The sequence below is a fragment of the Bradyrhizobium sp. 521_C7_N1_3 genome, from assembly GCF_052075975.1.
GTDB classification, from domain to species: domain Bacteria; phylum Pseudomonadota; class Alphaproteobacteria; order Rhizobiales; family Xanthobacteraceae; genus Bradyrhizobium; species Bradyrhizobium japonicum.
Genome location: NZ_CP197232.1, coordinates 2,978,897 through 2,994,608 on the forward strand (window position 1 = coordinate 2,978,897; position 15,712 = coordinate 2,994,608).

At 58.5% G+C, this 15,712-nt stretch carries 9 protein-coding genes and 3 pseudogenes; all 12 read left to right on the top strand.

Features of this window, described 5'->3' with window-relative positions; genetic code table 11:
• Window positions 1–307 precede the first annotated feature (307 nt).
• The 12 genes and pseudogenes from AB7008_RS13500 to AB7008_RS13555 all read left to right on the top strand — a co-directional run bounded on the left by AB7008_RS13500 (window position 308) and on the right by AB7008_RS13555 (window position 15,226).
• Window positions 308–658: a response regulator transcription factor gene (locus tag AB7008_RS13500; RefSeq protein ID WP_232208736.1), complete on the top strand. Its 351-nt coding sequence runs from the start codon at window positions 308–310 to the stop codon at window positions 656–658.
• A gap of 1,620 nt (window positions 659–2,278) precedes the next feature.
• The gene (locus AB7008_RS13505; protein WP_051664930.1) at window positions 2,279–2,878 is read left to right on the top strand and encodes an HD domain-containing protein; all 600 of its coding nucleotides are present in this window, start codon (window positions 2,279–2,281) and stop codon (window positions 2,876–2,878) included.
• Between the two features lie 896 nt (window positions 2,879–3,774).
• Window positions 3,775–4,188 carry a hypothetical protein gene (locus AB7008_RS13510; RefSeq protein ID WP_259198735.1) on the top strand — a complete coding sequence of 138 codons (414 nt, stop codon included), beginning with the start codon at window positions 3,775–3,777 and terminating at the stop codon, window positions 4,186–4,188.
• Window positions 4,189–5,097: 909 nt separating this feature from the next.
• Window positions 5,098–5,209, top strand: a pseudogene (locus AB7008_RS13515) (alcohol dehydrogenase catalytic domain-containing protein); the annotation flags it as partial.
• Between the two features lie 428 nt (window positions 5,210–5,637).
• On the top strand, window positions 5,638–6,624 hold the full coding sequence (locus AB7008_RS13520; protein ID WP_051664513.1) for an MBL fold metallo-hydrolase: 987 nt from the start codon (window positions 5,638–5,640) through the stop codon (window positions 6,622–6,624).
• 243 nt (window positions 6,625–6,867) lie between these two features.
• A complete protein-coding gene (gene sorA, locus AB7008_RS13525; protein WP_039156661.1) occupies window positions 6,868–8,076 on the top strand; it encodes a SorA family sulfite dehydrogenase catalytic subunit in 1,209 nt (402 codons plus the stop codon).
• Window positions 8,077–8,123: 47 nt separating this feature from the next.
• The gene (sorB, locus tag AB7008_RS13530; RefSeq protein ID WP_232208739.1) at window positions 8,124–8,414 is read left to right on the top strand and encodes a SorB family sulfite dehydrogenase c-type cytochrome subunit; all 291 of its coding nucleotides are present in this window, start codon (window positions 8,124–8,126) and stop codon (window positions 8,412–8,414) included.
• A gap of 276 nt (window positions 8,415–8,690) precedes the next feature.
• Window positions 8,691–10,061 (top strand): aminotransferase-like domain-containing protein, encoded by a 1,371-nt coding sequence (locus tag AB7008_RS13535; RefSeq protein WP_039146693.1) that lies wholly within the window; start codon window positions 8,691–8,693, stop codon window positions 10,059–10,061.
• Window positions 10,062–10,839: 778 nt separating this feature from the next.
• The gene (locus tag AB7008_RS13540) at window positions 10,840–11,169 is read left to right on the top strand and encodes a hypothetical protein (protein ID WP_212102299.1); all 330 of its coding nucleotides are present in this window, start codon (window positions 10,840–10,842) and stop codon (window positions 11,167–11,169) included.
• 6 nt (window positions 11,170–11,175) lie between these two features.
• A complete protein-coding gene (locus AB7008_RS13545; protein ID WP_080703823.1) occupies window positions 11,176–12,942 on the top strand; it encodes an MFS transporter in 1,767 nt (588 codons plus the stop codon).
• A gap of 313 nt (window positions 12,943–13,255) precedes the next feature.
• Window positions 13,256–13,423, top strand: a pseudogene (locus tag AB7008_RS13550) (5-aminolevulinate synthase); the annotation flags it as partial.
• A gap of 265 nt (window positions 13,424–13,688) precedes the next feature.
• Window positions 13,689–15,226 (top strand): annotated as a pseudogene (locus AB7008_RS13555) (ISL3 family transposase).
• Window positions 15,227–15,712 lie beyond the last annotated feature (486 nt).

The window sequence follows — 15,712 nt, forward strand, 5'->3', positions numbered from 1 at the left end:
GGTCGACTGCTATCAAAATGGCACGGACGTTGCGATCAAAGCTGGTATAGGCCGACAAAGCCTGCCTCCCCAGATCCTTCGAAAAAGTCGCCTGGTGACAATGGCTTAGACAAGGGCATCGGACTGTGAGCAGCAACGGCTTATCTAAGGGTAGCAGTACGGACCTATCAAGACTCAACCATGCCGGGCGTGCAACGTAACACTCTCGTATGATTTCGCCAAACCTCGGCGCGTGCGAGTGTACTGCGTGCTTCACTCTTCCATAGCTCAAGTTGAATGCAAAGTGCCGAGAAAGCTTGAGATCGCAGTGATTGATGATGATGAATCATTCCGGATGGCGCTGGTGGATTCGCTTTCCTCGCTCGGGTATGGTGCTGATGGATACGCTTCCGCGGAGGCGTATACTAGCACAGTTGCAATCGTATCATGCGATTGCATCGTCACAGACATTCATATGCCCGGAATGAGTGGGTTAGAGCTGATTAAGTGGCTGATGGCTCGCGGATCAGCGGTTCCAGTTGTGCTGATTACTGCACACACAGAAGAAAACTTGGAGGGCAGAGCAGCCTCTGCCGGTGCAGCGGGCTTGCTTCGTAAGCCGTTTGAAATAGTAGATCTTGTCGAATGCATTGAGCGGACGCTGCGTGCATCGAGGTGAGCGGATGGCCGGCATTTTGCGGGATTGATGGCGAGTAAACCAGACGAAGCCTCTGGATGGGGCGCTCGTTGAGTCGCAGGCGACCCCCGCATGTGGCGTGAGAGCGAGATCGAGATGCTGTGACAGGTCTGTAACGGGCCGCGGGTACGCACGCTGCCCTCGGTACAAGTCGAGGATTGTCGTGGTGCTGGAAGTGAAGAGCTGAGCGCCGCGGGTAGTTACACGGCGACACGGTAGCTTGCGCATGCGCGAGCGTTTGTTGATGCAAAGCCGAAATTCGTCGTCCTCAATGAGCCGATCGCCGAGTTTGCGCCTATCTTGCTCGTGCGACCTCAACGTTGATAATGGCACTTAGTGGGCGGACCAGAGCGCAAATGTTTTGCGGGCGGCGATTGCCGATCTCTTCCCACGAGCCACGCCGACTTCCCCGAGCTCAGCGCGACTGCTTGACCAAAAGCTGGCGTTCTGCAGAGGCGCTCCTGGAGTCGCGGCTTGCCTCTGCGCTCCTTCGGCGGAATCTAGGGCGCGTGATCCTCGCGCCACACGCCTACGAACGCCGCCATTGCGGGGCATCAATTGCTCTGAATGCGGTTCGCTGGGCGGACGATGTTCGATTGCACGTCTCGAGCTACGCTTCGTCAGTCGGAGCTGCGAGCCGTGGTGCCGACGATCGGACCGACTTCGAGCTGGCTAAGCTTGCGGTCATGGGGGTGCGCAACAGTCAGTAGCAAGGCGATCAGTCAGCGCGAGCGCGCGGCGACCGCCACTAAACGGTAGCGGCCCGTGTTGTAAAATGTGGCAGAGGCCGGCTTTGACCCGCAGCTCACCTCGACGGTTCAGCCGCCGTCGTGTTCGCGCGGGGCCTTGACCTCTATGCACTCCGGGCAAGGCCTCGCTGTGATCTCTCCCTGGGTTAGCAAAAATGTTGCGATGCAACTTGACACGGAATCTGACTCGGCAACCGCCCAGGACAGTACGAATGGGGAGGTCAACCATTCGTCTCAAGACCGACCGCGTTACTATAAGTCTAGCAGAGCGGCGCGGCGCCTAACAATCGTAGACAATGGGTGCTCAATGGATCGACGAGTGTTCGTTGCGGTCATTCTCGCGCCGTTTTTGGGCCTGTCTCGCGCGCGCAGTCACGTAAAAGCAAGCAGGTCATGGCGGCCGTAGATTGGCGTCCGAGCGCGTACCACTGTTTCAACGGCTTGATCGCTTCTCGCGCTTCGCCTTCCTCGACCAACTACCTCCGTCCCACGATGTTTTTCGTTGCCTGGTGCGCTCCAGTACCCTTCGCAGTCCAGCGGTCGTGCAGAGTCCTCATCTGGCGGCTGCAATCGTTTCATTTCTGTAGTTAACGTCGCCTCGCTATCAATGATGAACGATCTGGAGCGAGCGATCCAACACGAGGATCGCACAGAAGTTGCATGAGGCGCTCTCCGACCGCAGCGGTCGCTTAGCTTTGAAGCGGGAGCTCCGCGCGTCTTCACTCTGAAAGGAAAAGAGATGTGTGCGAAGACCCCAAAAGATGGCACCCAACATGTATGCAGTGTGGATTGCGATCATGGAAGTGATCCAACGTCCGTGGCCATCGATGGGGTGCGAATTCCGGACAGCAAAATGGCCCAGGAATTAAGGGAGATGATCCGCCACACCGAAACGGATCTTCTCTTCAATCATTCAACGCGCGTCTATTTTTTCGGAGCTCTGACCGGAAAACGACGTCGCCTGAGGTTTGACCACGAGCTTCTCTACGTCGGCGCGATGTTTCACGACATAGGTCTTACGGAACGATATCAGGCATCCGCCAACCGTTTCGAAGTCGACAGCGCCAATGCCGCTCGAGACTTCCTGAGAAGCCACGGGATCCCCGAAAGGGACGTCGAAGCAGTGTGGGATGCGGTCTCGCTGCATACCACGCCGGGAATCCCCGAGCATAAGCAAGCCGAGGTGGCCCTTTTAACTTCCGGAGTAGAAATGGACGTTATGGGCCTCGCATACGAGCAGTTTACCGAAGCCCAACGTAACGCAGTTCTGGCAGCTTATCCTCGTGGCGACTCGTTTAAGAACGACATCATCGGAGCGTTCTATAACGGGATGAAGCACAGGCCGAACAGTACATTCGGGACCGTCAATGACGACGTGCTAGCTTACCGCGACCCCCACTTCCAGAGAGTGGATTTCTGCAAACTTATATTGCAGTCGCCTTGGAGTGGGTAACGGGTCCCATCGCAGCCCACTCCCGCCCGATGATGTATCCGGAGTCTAGGTTTTCGGATTTCGTATCGAGCCAAACGCGAGAGCATAGATGATAGAGAGATGAGTCCCGGTCCGCATGAAGTCGCAGCTTTAGACCGAACGCATGTCAATCAGAGATGACAGGCCGACCAAATTGTTGCGTTTGGCGAGTACCCTATCGATAGCCATCGAGGATAAGTCATGTCTTGCAAGTGGATCGCAGCGGCTTTCACGATTCTGTTGGCGACCCGTTTGGAGGCCGCCGGTCAGACCGCGCGGACCGACAAAGAGCCCTGGCCCATTCGGAATGGTCATAATAACCAGCCGACGGCGCAAGAGCTCAGAGCTTTAGGTCGGGAGGATGTCACACCTGACGAAGCGCGCGAAATCGATCGATTGTACGATCAGCTCTTGACGAATGAAAAAAAGGCTCCGAAGCCCAATCCGTCTTCTGGACGCCAGCCGATCGGTCGGACACTAAAGGTCCGCTGAATCGCGCTACAGCAGGTCTAGAGCACACTGCATCAACGAGCGTCTAGTGGCAGGACTTACTCTGCACGAGGAGGGTGAATAAGCCCTGCAACGCGGCAGTCACGCGGTCGCTAAATGCAATTCGATAAACTGTCGTTTGATAGCGCAGACAGCATCTTAGTAGCAGATTGCGAATAGTCGCGACATGTTGAACTGTTGTCTGGTCTATTCCGGCCATGACCGTACTTCTCATCCGTGGCGTTGCCTGGATCGGCGCACACGAACTTGACGTGCGCAGCCGATCGACTCGGCAACCAGGCCGATCGCCCTTCAAGTAGTCTCGCTCGATTGGAAGTGGCTGCTCATCTATCCAGAGTACGGGATCGCGAGCGTCAACAGGCTCGGTTATTCCTGTCAAGACGCCCATTCGCTTCGAACTGACTTCATCGAGCGTGATAAAATATTTCTTTGTACCGCAACTTGCTAGCCAGATCTACAGGATGTCAGGAATGGTCACGCGCCTTCATTTGCAGGCCGACTACGCCGGTCTCTATCCTGGGCTTTCCGCTATGTTTAGCGGCGATCGCTTTTCTGACATGCGCTTTTCAGTCGATGTCGTGGCAAGTGACGGGTTTGGACAATGGGCCAGACAGGCGTGGGACAAGGCGGTCGCGCCGTTCAGCTACCGCGCCATCACCCACGATCTGTTCCGCAGCATCGTGAACGATAATTATGTCATGAACGATGGCGAGGACGTTGGACTTCGTCTTACCTTGGGGTCGAAAGTCTTTCCTGCGCTCACGGCGTCTCATCCAAGGTGAAGCGCTGGCCGTGACGACGGGGATGAGGCCGCCTTCGACCTCCGGCCGTTCGCGCGCTTCTTCAGTGAGGCCATGGACACTCGAGCGGTGAGCGCACGGGTGCCGAGAGCAACCAGATTTATCGCGCATTTAGCGTAAATCGTAGTCATTGAAGAGGCCCGTCACACGGTGGGATATGAACGCTCGTCCCGTCCTTTACTTGCTATCGACTTCTCAATTGTCGCCGCTAGCGGCGCACCAATGATGCCGCTCCGATTGCGCAGTCTTTTGGTCCCGACTGCGGCGCTAAACCGAAAGTATGTGCCGTCCACAACCAATATGTCATCTGAGTTACCTTTTGCAGCGTCGATTCGCTGGCTTGGCAGGACTATTCTGACACTGCGAAAGGCGATTTCGTTCAGACGGCAGATCTTTCATGTTGCGACCATCCGCGGAGACTCGAATGTCGGCGAAAGCTTCATTTCATCGCGAGTTCACGCGACGGCAGGTGCTTGCCGCTTCGGGTGCAGGAGCGCTCGCGCTTTCAAAGCCCGCGTGGGGCCAAACGATCATCGACCTTTCGCTACCGGGCGGCGGGGGAGGTCGGGAGATCACGACTTCCTTTCCACAGAAGGGCCCGATGATCCTGCAGAGGACCCGTCCACCGCTTCTCGAAACTCCACTCGAGGTATTCGACAAGGGGGTCTTCACGCCCAATGATCAGTTCTGCTTTTATCAGTCTGCTCGTATCAAGGGCAGCCGATGCAGGTCCGGCGACCCAAGACGACGTCAGGCAGCACGACTACTTTCATACAGGCGCGGGCGCTCGATATCTCAACGAGCCGAGCCAGCTCTCGTTGTAGAGCCTTTGCGCGGAGGACTCACCGTTCTGATGGGGTCCGGCGGAAACATCACAGTCTTGTCTGGCAACTCGCCGACGAGGTGTTCGGGCATTCGACGACAGGTCTGTTCGGTTACACGCATCTCACCGGCCGGTTATCCCGGCGGCCAGGCGGAATATCTGCGGGTCCCGTTCGCCGAGCCCCTCCGGAAGGGAATCGATGGCGATGACCTGGTTGGCGCCGAGTTTGGTCGCGACGACGCTTGGGGCGGCCCACGTAGGTGACTTATACCTTGTCCAAATGAAGATCGACTTGGGCGTAAAATACGAGATGGCCCCCATGCCGCGGTATTCGATTGTGGTATAAAACGGATTCAACCATGTCGCCTTGGGTCTCTTGCGGAAGATGAGCAGGCCGTGTTGCGCACACCATGACTTCGTGATCGCCGACATAAGCGATGAGCCGCTCGCGCCTGTAGGTCCTCGGTCCATACACTGTCATCGGCGCCAGGTTTATTTCCGGACAGCGAACGCTATTTTCAATCCAGGCAAACGCAGCGCATGCAAAACATCTCTGACGCATATGGCCAACTCTTTGTGCCGGTTGCGTTAGGAAAGGAGAGCCAGTCATGGCAATCAGCCGGCTTACAATTCAATCGATCGCCGTATTCCTTTCGGCTCTTGCTTTTGGATATGCGGCCCCCGCAACCGCCACCGCCCCGGTAAAAGGAGACTATTTCCACACCGGGGCCGGCGCGCACTATCTGGAGCGAGCCAAGGGCGACATCGTCACCGTGCCCTTGCACGGCAACATCAATGTCCTGATGGGATCCGGGGCGAATATCGTGGTTCTGTCGGGAAACGAGGGCAAGTTCCTCGTCGATGCCGGCATCAAGCCGTCGAAAGACAAATTGCAGGCGGCTCTCAATAAGATCGGCCCGTCACCGTTGAAATACGTCGTGAACACCCATTGGCACTGGGATCATACCGACGGAAATGAGTGGATGCATGCAGTCGGCGCCACGATCATTGCGCAGATATATACGCTGAAGCATCTTTCCGAGACCACTCACGTCGATGATTGGAATTGGACGTTCGCTCCCGTTCCAGCTGGCGCGCGCCCGACGATCCTCGTGGAAAATGAGAAAGAGTTCACCTTCGCGGGCGACACCATAAAGGTGGAGCATTTCGGCCCCGGTCATACCGACGGCGATGTGGTAGTGTATTTCGAAAAGGCCGATGTGATGGCCCTCGGCGACTCGTTCTGGAACGGAAACTATCCGTTTATCGACAACGAAGACGGCGGCAACGTCAATTCGGCCATCGCCTTTGCCAATAAGATTATCGAACACACCACCGATAAAACAATCCTGGTTCCGGGTCATGGGCAGGTCGGCAACCGCGCTCAATTGATTGAATTTCGCGATATGCTGGTCGCGGTGCGCGATAAGGTCGCTGCACTGAAGTCACAGGGAAAATCCCTCGAAGAAGTCATAGCGGCGAAGCCGACCGCCGCCTTCGACGCGAAGTGGGGAAGATTCGTGATCGGTCCGGAATTCTTCACAAGGCTTGTGTACGAAGGACTTCCGGCACGTTCGCAGAAAGACCCATCGTGAACGTCGTGCAATCTACGTTCGAGGGCGATCCGTCCACACGTGCCAGTCGGCTGCCAACTTTTTCGAAAAGCATAGCGTCAACGTTTGCGCGGTGGCCGACCGGCATGAGTTCCGCCGATATTTCGCCGCTGGCACCGCGAGACGTTCCGCAAGGTGAGGCCGTTCGAAGCCACATCATTTCCGACCCGGTTGAGATCAGCGACAGCTGAACTTCATTTGGACGAAGGCAACGAGAGGACCACCATGATCGACAGACGCACCCTCATGCACTCCGGAATGATGCTTGCAACGTCCGGTGCCGCTATATCGTTTTCAACAAAGTTAGCTTTGGCTGAGACTGTGACGTTGCCGTTTGGCAATGGCGAGCGGCCGCTGATCAAATACCCTCAGAAGCGTCCGCTGATCGGCCTGACCAGCCGGCCGCCGCAGTTAGAGACGCCGTTCTCCGTGTTCAATGAAGGTGTGATCACACCGAACGATGCTTTCTTCGTACGCTACCATCTCGCCGATATTCCGCTGGAGATCGATCCGGATACTTTCTCCGTCGAGATCAAAGGGAAGGTGGACAAGCCGCTGAAGTTGTCGCTGGCCGAGATCAAAAAGATGCCGGCCATTGAGCTCGTGGCAGTCAATCAATGCTCCGGCAATAGCCGGGGATTTTTTGATCCGCGTGTCGGTGGTGGTCAACTCGCCAACGGCGCCATGGGCAATGCACGCTGGAAGGGCGTTTCTCTAAAGGCAGTCCTCGACGAAGCCGGCATGCAGGCTGGTGCTAAGCAAGTCGTATTCGGTGCGCTCGATGGACCGGTCAGCGACAGGACGCCGGATTTTGCCAAGGCACTCGACGTCGATCATGCGAGAGACGGCGATGTGATACTGGCCTATGCCATGAACGGAGAGGACCTTCCGGTCCTTAACGGATATCCGCTGCGCCTGATCGTGCCCGGTTACTATGGCACCTACTGGGTCAAGCATCTCAACGAAATCACTGTCATCGACACGGTGTTCGATAACTTCTGGATGAAGAGTGCCTATCGAATTCCGGACAATGACTGCAACTGCGTCAAGCCGGGAACGGCGCCAAAGGCGACCATTCCAATCAATAAATTCACCGTGCGCTCCTTTCTGACCAGTCTCGTTGACGGCGCCAAGGTAAAGGCTGGTGCTGAGACGCCGTTAAGAGGCATTGCATTCGATGGCGGAAGCGGCATCAAAGAGGTCGCGGTCTCGACCGATGGCGGACAAACCTGGACGCCGTCACGCCTCGGCGAGAATCTCGGCCGGTACTCATTCCGCGAATGGACGTTGATGGTCAAATTGCCGGCCGGCGCGCATGAGTTGAAGGTCCGCGCGACCAGCAATGATGGACAAACGCAGCCCTTGCAGCCATTGTGGAATCCCGCTGGCTACCTGCGCAACGTCGTCGAAACCTATCGTATTGTGGCAGCTTGAGGAGAGTGGTCATGAAGCTCGTGGTTATGACTGGCCTCCTGAGTGCGATGGCCTTGGCAGGAATTGCTTACGCTCCGATGTTGGCGAAGGCCAAGCCTGTCTCCTACAACCTTCCCGAGGAGACAGCTGCTTTCAAGCCAGGGCCAAACCTGGAAGTCGTCCAGAACAACTGCACCGCATGTCATTCAGCCGACTACATCAAGACTCAGCCACAGGGCCCCAAATTCAAGAAGGATTTCTGGCACGCCGAGGTCATGAAGATGATCAAGGTGTACGGCGCACCGATCGACGAAGCGGACGTCGACAAGATCGTCGAGTATCTTTCGCAGACGTATTAAAGCGACAAGCCCGCTGTATCGATCAGTCGGACAACGGTGAACGACCACTGCGTTGCCCGTTCGAGCCCGTATCGAGATGGCAGCAACGAAGTCGTGTTCGTGCAATTTCCTCAAAAAAGGTTTTGAGGAGATGGACCACATCTACCAAGTTCATGAGGAGGGCTCCCTCAAGGTGGAAGTAAAAATACTACCGAAGGATATCGATCAGCTACACGTAGCCCCATCACGTTGGTGGCCTCGGAATTCAGTCTTGGTCCGAACACGAGGGGCAGTTGTATGAGCTGGACTCCTACACTAACCGATCGCGAAGGCCCGGTTTATTTGCGCATTGTGGCAGCCTTGGCCGCGGACATCGAGAGCGGAAGGCTAGTGCGCGGACAACAGCTCCCCACGCATCGGGAGCTGGCCAAGATGCTCGGCATCGATCTCACCACGGTGACACGCGCCTACACGGAAGCTCGGCACCGCGGGCTGACGCAGACCCGCGCCGGGCAAGGCACGTTCGTCGTCGAGTGTCTATCGTTCCCGAGGCGCAGCTCGTACCAGGCGCCGGACGTCGACCTTTCGATGATTCTTCCGCCTCAACCGCTGAACAGCGACCTGGAAGGGCGGCTCACGCGCGGACTCGCGGCGATCCAGCGCGAGGTTGGGATCTCCGCGCTTCTCACTTATCGGGACCCTAGAACATGCCAGGCCGAGTGCAACATTGCTGCGGAGTGGCTCCGTTCGCGCATTGCGGACGCGCGTGGTGATCGCCTCGTGATCTGCCCCGGAACTCAGAACGCAATTTTCAATCTGCTTGAAACGCTGACGTCGCCAGGTGATGTGGTTCTCACCGAAGCGCTGACCTATCCCGGGATAAGGGCCGCGGCCGGATATGCGGGCGTTCGGCTGGTCGGGGTCCCGATGGATGAGGACGGCGTCGTTCCGGCCGCGCTCGAAGAGGCGTGTCGGCGATATGCCCCCAAGGCGGTATATTTGGTTCCGACGATCCACAACCCGACGACCGCGACAATGCCGCTTTCGCGGCGCCAGGAGGTGGCCGAGGTATTGCGGAGAAACGACGTATTGCTGCTGGAAGACGATGCCTACGGCGCACTCGAGCCGGAGGCGGTGCCGCTTGCGTCACTGATTCCGGAGCGGACATACTTCATGGCGAGCCTTTCAAAGTGTATCGCCCCCGGCTTCCGTGTATCATTTGTCCTGACCCCCGACCACGCGTCCAAAGAGCTTCTGGCGGCCGCGCTGCGAGCCAGCGTTCAGATGCCGATGCCCCTCACAGTCGGGCTCGTCACGCGGTGGCTGCATGACGGCAGCGCCACTGCGATCATTGATGCCGTCCGCGCCGAAGCGGCAGCAAGACAGAAGCTGGCCGCCAGCGCGCTCGCGCGGCACCCCTATTACGCACATCCCAACGGCCATCACATCTGGATTCCGTTGCCCGGTGACTGGACCAGCACCGAATTCGCGTCGCATGTTCAGGGTCAAGGTCTTGCGGTCGTCACCTCCGAACCATTCGCCGTCGATAGGGTTCCGCCGCACGCTGTTCGCATCTCGCTCGGCGCCGCCACCAGTCGATCCGATCTCATCAGAGCGTTGAATCTCGTCGCCGCCGCATTGAATCATCAATTGACCAAGGCAGTCTGACTCAACCCAGTCGAACCAACTGCGTCGTCGCTAATACGAGCCGCTCAGTACTCCCTCCCGCAACTGAAGTACCCGACGGCGGTTCTGATCTATCGAGACCGCTCGACTGCGTTGGCCTACGCTGAATGCAGATTCTTTTATCGCCTGCAGGTCCTCGGTCCATACACTGTCATCGTAGCGAGCTTTATTTGCGGCAGGCGGATCGCTACTTCAATCCGTGCAAACGCAATTAGACAGTTCGATGCGCGGATGAGGTTTGAATGAGTCCTTACGCGCACAACTTTCTGGCTCGCAGAGTGGGTGCTCGCATGTCTTTTGCCAAAGATCGTGGTTCAAGTCTTTTGAGATCTGACGAGCCGATTGCGTGGCCCGAACGGAATCGGACGGCGCGAGTCGCATTTGGTTTCAGATCATTCTGGCTATTGGCTTCAGTATCTATAGCGTCGCTGTCTGGCTGCTCCTGCAAAGATCAGAGCTTCCTGGCACCAGGCACACCTGTCTTGGAGCGAGAGTATCATCATTTGTGGTTGATCACGCTGGTCACGCTAATCGTCCTGGCGTTGTGCCTGATGTTGTTCTCGGGGGCGCTAGTTACCCTTATGAACCCACGAATGCTGTGGCTCCTTTTCAACCTCCATAAGCGGATGATGTCGGTAGTCAACGCCGCCAGCCTTGAGGTCGTCTGTCCCGGAGCCGGATCATTGTAAGTCGATGTCGCGATCTCACGCGACAGGTTTGCACGAACCCAACCATCACCATGAGGAGAAAGAAGATGATAATGTTACTGTCAGCCCTAGTCCTGGCTTCGCAACTGATCGTCACGGTCGCGGATCATGTTCCAAACTTCAACATTGAACGGGGGTGCAAAATCGAAAGCACCTCCGCAATCGACCCGAATGCAGGTTTGAACGCAACGATAAAGAAATGTGCGGACGACGAGCAAAGCGCAAAGGATCAACTTCAAACGCAATGGACGCAATATGCACCGTCCGAAAAGAAAATATGCATGGCATTAACAACGGACGTCGCTTCTATCCCGCCAAGCTACGCCGAACTGGAGACGTGCCTTCATGGCCAACAGCTAGTGCGACCGAAGGATAGCAGGTAAGGCGCGTTGGCTCTTCACTCCAAGAGCGCGATAGAGCACCACCTCGCGGACAAGAAACGCCGCGGCTATCCGTGGCAGCTTGCTATCGACAAGGCCGCCGTCGGTATCGAGGCGCGCTTCGTGTCAATTGCTCGGAAAGTTCATACGCGGGCGAGGCAATTCATTCGTCCGATCTTCCCCGAGCAGATCATGTCCACGCATGCCGGCACGGCTGTATTGTCTGCCGCGCGACGGGTTTCCGCGGCGGGCTCGCCGTCGCCCCACCGGACATGGATCGAACGAAAGCAAAAAATGAAGCACGAAAGGTCGATAACTACCACGGAATCAGCGACCTCGAGTGAGGTCCAAAATCTCGATCCAAAGCGGTGGTGGGCGCTCGCGTGTCTGCTGGTGGGTTCATTTCTGGCGCTGCTCGACTTCTTCATCGTCATTGTCGCAATGCCGTCGATCACGTCGGGTCTGCAAGCCACGGCGGCGGACGCGCAGCTCATCATTTCAAGTTACTCAGTGGTCTATGCGGTCTTTCTCATCACCGGCGGACGGCTTGGCGATATTTATGGGCGCAAGTCCATCTTCCTGATCAGCCTTGCCGGCTTCGCCTTGGCTTCCGCATTCTGCGGCCTCGCCTGGTCGCCATCCTCGCTCATCATGGCGCGCCTGTTGCAGGCGATGGCCGCCGCCGCCATGGCCCCGCAAGCGCTGGCGTCCGTGCATGCCCTGTTTCCGCCGCGCGAGCGCGGACGCGCGCTCAGCATTTATGGCATCACCCTCGGCCTCTCCTCGGCCGTGGGCCAACTTGTGGGCGGCGCCCTCGTTGCCGCCGATATCGGCGGATTGAGCTGGCGGTTGATCTTCCTGATCAATGTGCCGATGGTGGTTGTCGCATTCATCGCCACGCTCCGCGTGCTGCGGGACACGCGTAGCGAACGCCGTCCGCGCCTCGACTGGGGCGGCGTCGTTTTGTCCTGCGCAGCACTTACGGCTTTCGTGCTGCCGCTGGTCGAAGGGCGCGAGCGCGGCTGGCCGGTGTGGTCGATCGTCATGTTGCTGACCACGCCGATCTTCGTCGAGTGGTTCCGACGCTACGAAATCCGGCTGGCTGGGGCCGGTGGCGATCCGCTCATCGCTCTTGAAATCTTTCAACAGCCTGGCCTGATGCGCGGCCTGGGCGCCATTATGACGCTCTACGCCATTTCCACGTTCTTCTTGATCTATTCGATCTATCTCCAGGCTGCGCTTGGCTTTACCGCCCTGCAGGCCGGGCTCGGGGTCATTCCGTTTTCCATCGGCTTCGTGACCGGATCGACCTTCAGTCCGCTGTTCGGTCGCTGGTTAGGAAGGGCAGCGACGTCGTTCGGCTATTCTCTTTCGGCGACCGGCGCTATCGCGATCGCGTTGATTGCTTCCCATTTCGCCGCTGGCGTCGCTCCGCCGTGGACGTTGCTGGGTCCAGCGGTGGCGGTCGTCGGGCTCGGCATGGGCATGTCCATGCCGACGATGATGCGGACGATTGTCGAGCGCGTGGAGCCGCGCCACGCAGGTCTTGTCGGCGGCATTGTCAATTCTACGTTGCAGGTCAGTGCCGCGGTCGGCATCGCCGTGCTCGGCGGCCTGTTCTATTCCGTCATTGGCGCGCATGCCGTTCCGGCAACCGTGACGCGAGCCTTTTCAGTCACCCTTGTCGGGATTGCCATCTGCCATGTCGGCGGTGCTTTGCTCGCCGTCGGTTTGGGGCAGCGCAAGCCGCGGTCCCCAACGGGCACGGTATTTTAGGAGTCGTATCGCGCTTAAGTGAGGACCAGCCAAATCATAGCCATGACGGCCGCCGTGCCGCCAATACCGAATACCCGATCGAATAGCCCACAGGACCTTAGGCCCCGAGATTTTGCAGCGCCAAGACAATGCGGACGTTTACCGAAGTCGGCTGATGATCTCCTGAGCAGAACAACGCAAGAGCCGTCGCTATGTCGGCTGTCTGCGGCAGAGCGTGCGCCATGTGATCGCTGAGCTGACTGCTGCTGTTGACCCTGGCTGTGTGAAGAGCCACGAGTCAGCTACGATTCCCCCATTTCCTGATTGGGAAACTGTCCAGCCGATCAACTATCCGACCGTTCCGCGCGGCACCGAGCGGCTGCGCATTACCGCGACGCCCTACCACGATGACGCCCTGATACAGGCGCTTGTTGAAGCGTTAGACGATGTGTGGAGACGCCTCGCGTTGCCTCGACGTTACCGAGAGCTCGCAGTCGGGTAAAGGGTGCTTCGACCAGTCTGGTTCGCGCCGGTCGCTTTAGCGAGCTCGCGATCGTCCTGTGCACATGACTGCACGGCGATGGGCCGGCTTTCGTATTCCTGACGGTGGAAACTCCTCGGCCAACTCAACCGGTGAGAGATAGCGCGCCGCGGACTGTCATTCGGCGCGCTGTTTGACCCCTTATCGGCGTCGAAGGTTGGCTCTGACTCACTTTTGATGCAGTTTGGGGGATGCGTGGCGCTTTGATTGGAGGAGAATCAACGCCATGCAGCAAGCACTCCACCGCTCCAGTCTGGTGCCGCGTGGGCTTGTTGTAGAGAGTGCGTACTACGAAGGTGATAAGGCCGTGATTGAGATCCGGGCGTCCGGAAGCGTCGGTCTGTGTCCCTTGTGCGGAACAGTTTCTCGGCGTGTCCATAGCCGGTATCGGCGACGCGTGACTGACCTCCCGCTTTCGGGGCGGATCGTACAGCTCCTGGTGGTCGCCCGCCGCTTCCGCTGCGACGCCGTCCTGTGCGGGCGCCAAATCTTTACTGAGCGCTTCGACGAAGGGTTGCTGGCTCCATCAGCGCGACGCACGGCGAGGCTGGACTCCATTGTCCATCACCTCGGTCTGGCTCTTGGCGGACGACCGGCGGCAGGCTTCGCAAAACGGCTGATGCTGCCGGTGAGCAAGGATACGCTCCTTCGCGTGGTTCGACGCCGTAGCCGTCCGCCGGCTGACCCGCTCAGGATTATCGGCATTGATGATTGGGCCTGGCGGCGCAATCACCGATACGCCAGCATCATCTGCAACCTGGAAAGGCGCCGGGTGGTCACCCTGCTGCCGGACCGTGAGCCCGCGACCGCCCAGGCCTGGCTCGCCGCCCATCCCACGATCGTGATCGTCGCCCGCGACCGCGGCGGAGGATATGGCGAAGCCGCAGCAAAGGCCCTGCCGCACGCGGTACAGGTTGCAGATCGTTGGCATTTGATGGAGAACGCCAGCCGGGCCTACCTCGATGCCGTCCGAAAATCGATGCGCCAGATCCGCAGCGCAATCGGAGCAACTACGATCAATCCCGAGCTGCTAACAGCTGCGGAGCGTCTCCAATATGAGGGCTATCTCCGGCGCGAGGAGGCTAACGCGACCATCTTGAGCCTGTCGAAAGGTGGGACGCCGATCAAGCAGATAGTGCGCCAGACGGGCCACAGCAGGGGGCTGGTGCGACAGGTGATCCGCGGCGAACGCCATGATGTCTTCCGGACCCGGGAGAGCTCTCTCGATCAGCACCTGCCATGGCTCGACGACCAATGGGCAGCCGGTTGCCGAAACGGCGCTGAACTTTGGCGCCGCTTACGGGCGCGCGGTTTCCGAGGCTCCCTTCGTGTTGTCGGCGAGTGGACGACTCGTAGACGGCGGGCCGAAAAGACTGATGTCGAAACCCTTCATCGGATTCGCGCGTCTCATGACCGTCGGACGGGATACGCTATCGAAGGCAGAGACGGTGAACGTCGCTGCGGTAGAAGCTGGCGTGCCACCCCTGGTCGAGGCACGCGAGATCATCGCCGAATTCCACCTGATGATCCGACGCAAGACCGAGGCGGGCCTCGTCCCATGGATCGAGCGCGCTCGCGCCAGTCTTGTTGCATCGTTCGCCCGCGGCGTAACGAACGATGAAGCGGCGGTTCCCGGCGATCACCTCGCCCTGGTCCAACGGACAGACTGAGGGGCAGATCACGCGCCTCAAGCTCGTCAGACGCCAAATGTACGGCCGTGGCAAAATCGATCTGCTTCAAGCCAGACTAATCGGCGCAGAATAAACCCAGCTGCACCAAAACTGCGTCAGAGCCAAAATTCGGCGCTTATTCACACAGCGCGTCCAGCGCCCCTCGTATCTCGATTGAGCGGCGTCCTGGGGTTCGCCTCGACCAATGTCAGCGACGTGACGCTCGCCCGGGCGTCACGCGTTACGCCGGCCGTCACGGCCGCGCAGGCCGGGCTTTCGGACGCTATGGCGTCTCGAGATCGAGAGTGCCGGGGCGGAGTTGGAAAGTTCTGCCGGGAACGTGAAGCAGCCGTCGCGGAGCGCCGTCAGATCCTCGATGCTGCGGTAGCCTCCGTTGGCCAGGGGACCGATCCTCAAACCGATGCTGCCGTCAAGCTCGTCGCTTGGACATCTCGCGGTATCTTGCGACCGACCCCAGAAGATTTCGGGATGCTTCGGCTGATGCTGGTGGCACTACTTCCGCAAGTTGGCGGGCTACTGATGATGGTCTCGCGTCGGAGTGGTCGATAGGCACCCCGCA

Coding starts and splice junctions, on each gene's coding strand:
- AB7008_RS13535 (WP_039146693.1), top strand. CDS start 8,691: ATGAGCTGGACTCCTACACTAACCGATCGCGAAGGCCCGGTTTATTTG.
- sorA (WP_039156661.1), top strand. CDS start 6,868: ATGATCGACAGACGCACCCTCATGCACTCCGGAATGATGCTTGCAACG.
- AB7008_RS13505 (WP_051664930.1), top strand. CDS start 2,279: ATGGCCCAGGAATTAAGGGAGATGATCCGCCACACCGAAACGGATCTT.
- AB7008_RS13540 (WP_212102299.1), top strand. CDS start 10,840: ATGTTACTGTCAGCCCTAGTCCTGGCTTCGCAACTGATCGTCACGGTC.
- AB7008_RS13520 (WP_051664513.1), top strand. CDS start 5,638: ATGGCAATCAGCCGGCTTACAATTCAATCGATCGCCGTATTCCTTTCG.
- sorB (WP_232208739.1), top strand. CDS start 8,124: ATGGCCTTGGCAGGAATTGCTTACGCTCCGATGTTGGCGAAGGCCAAG.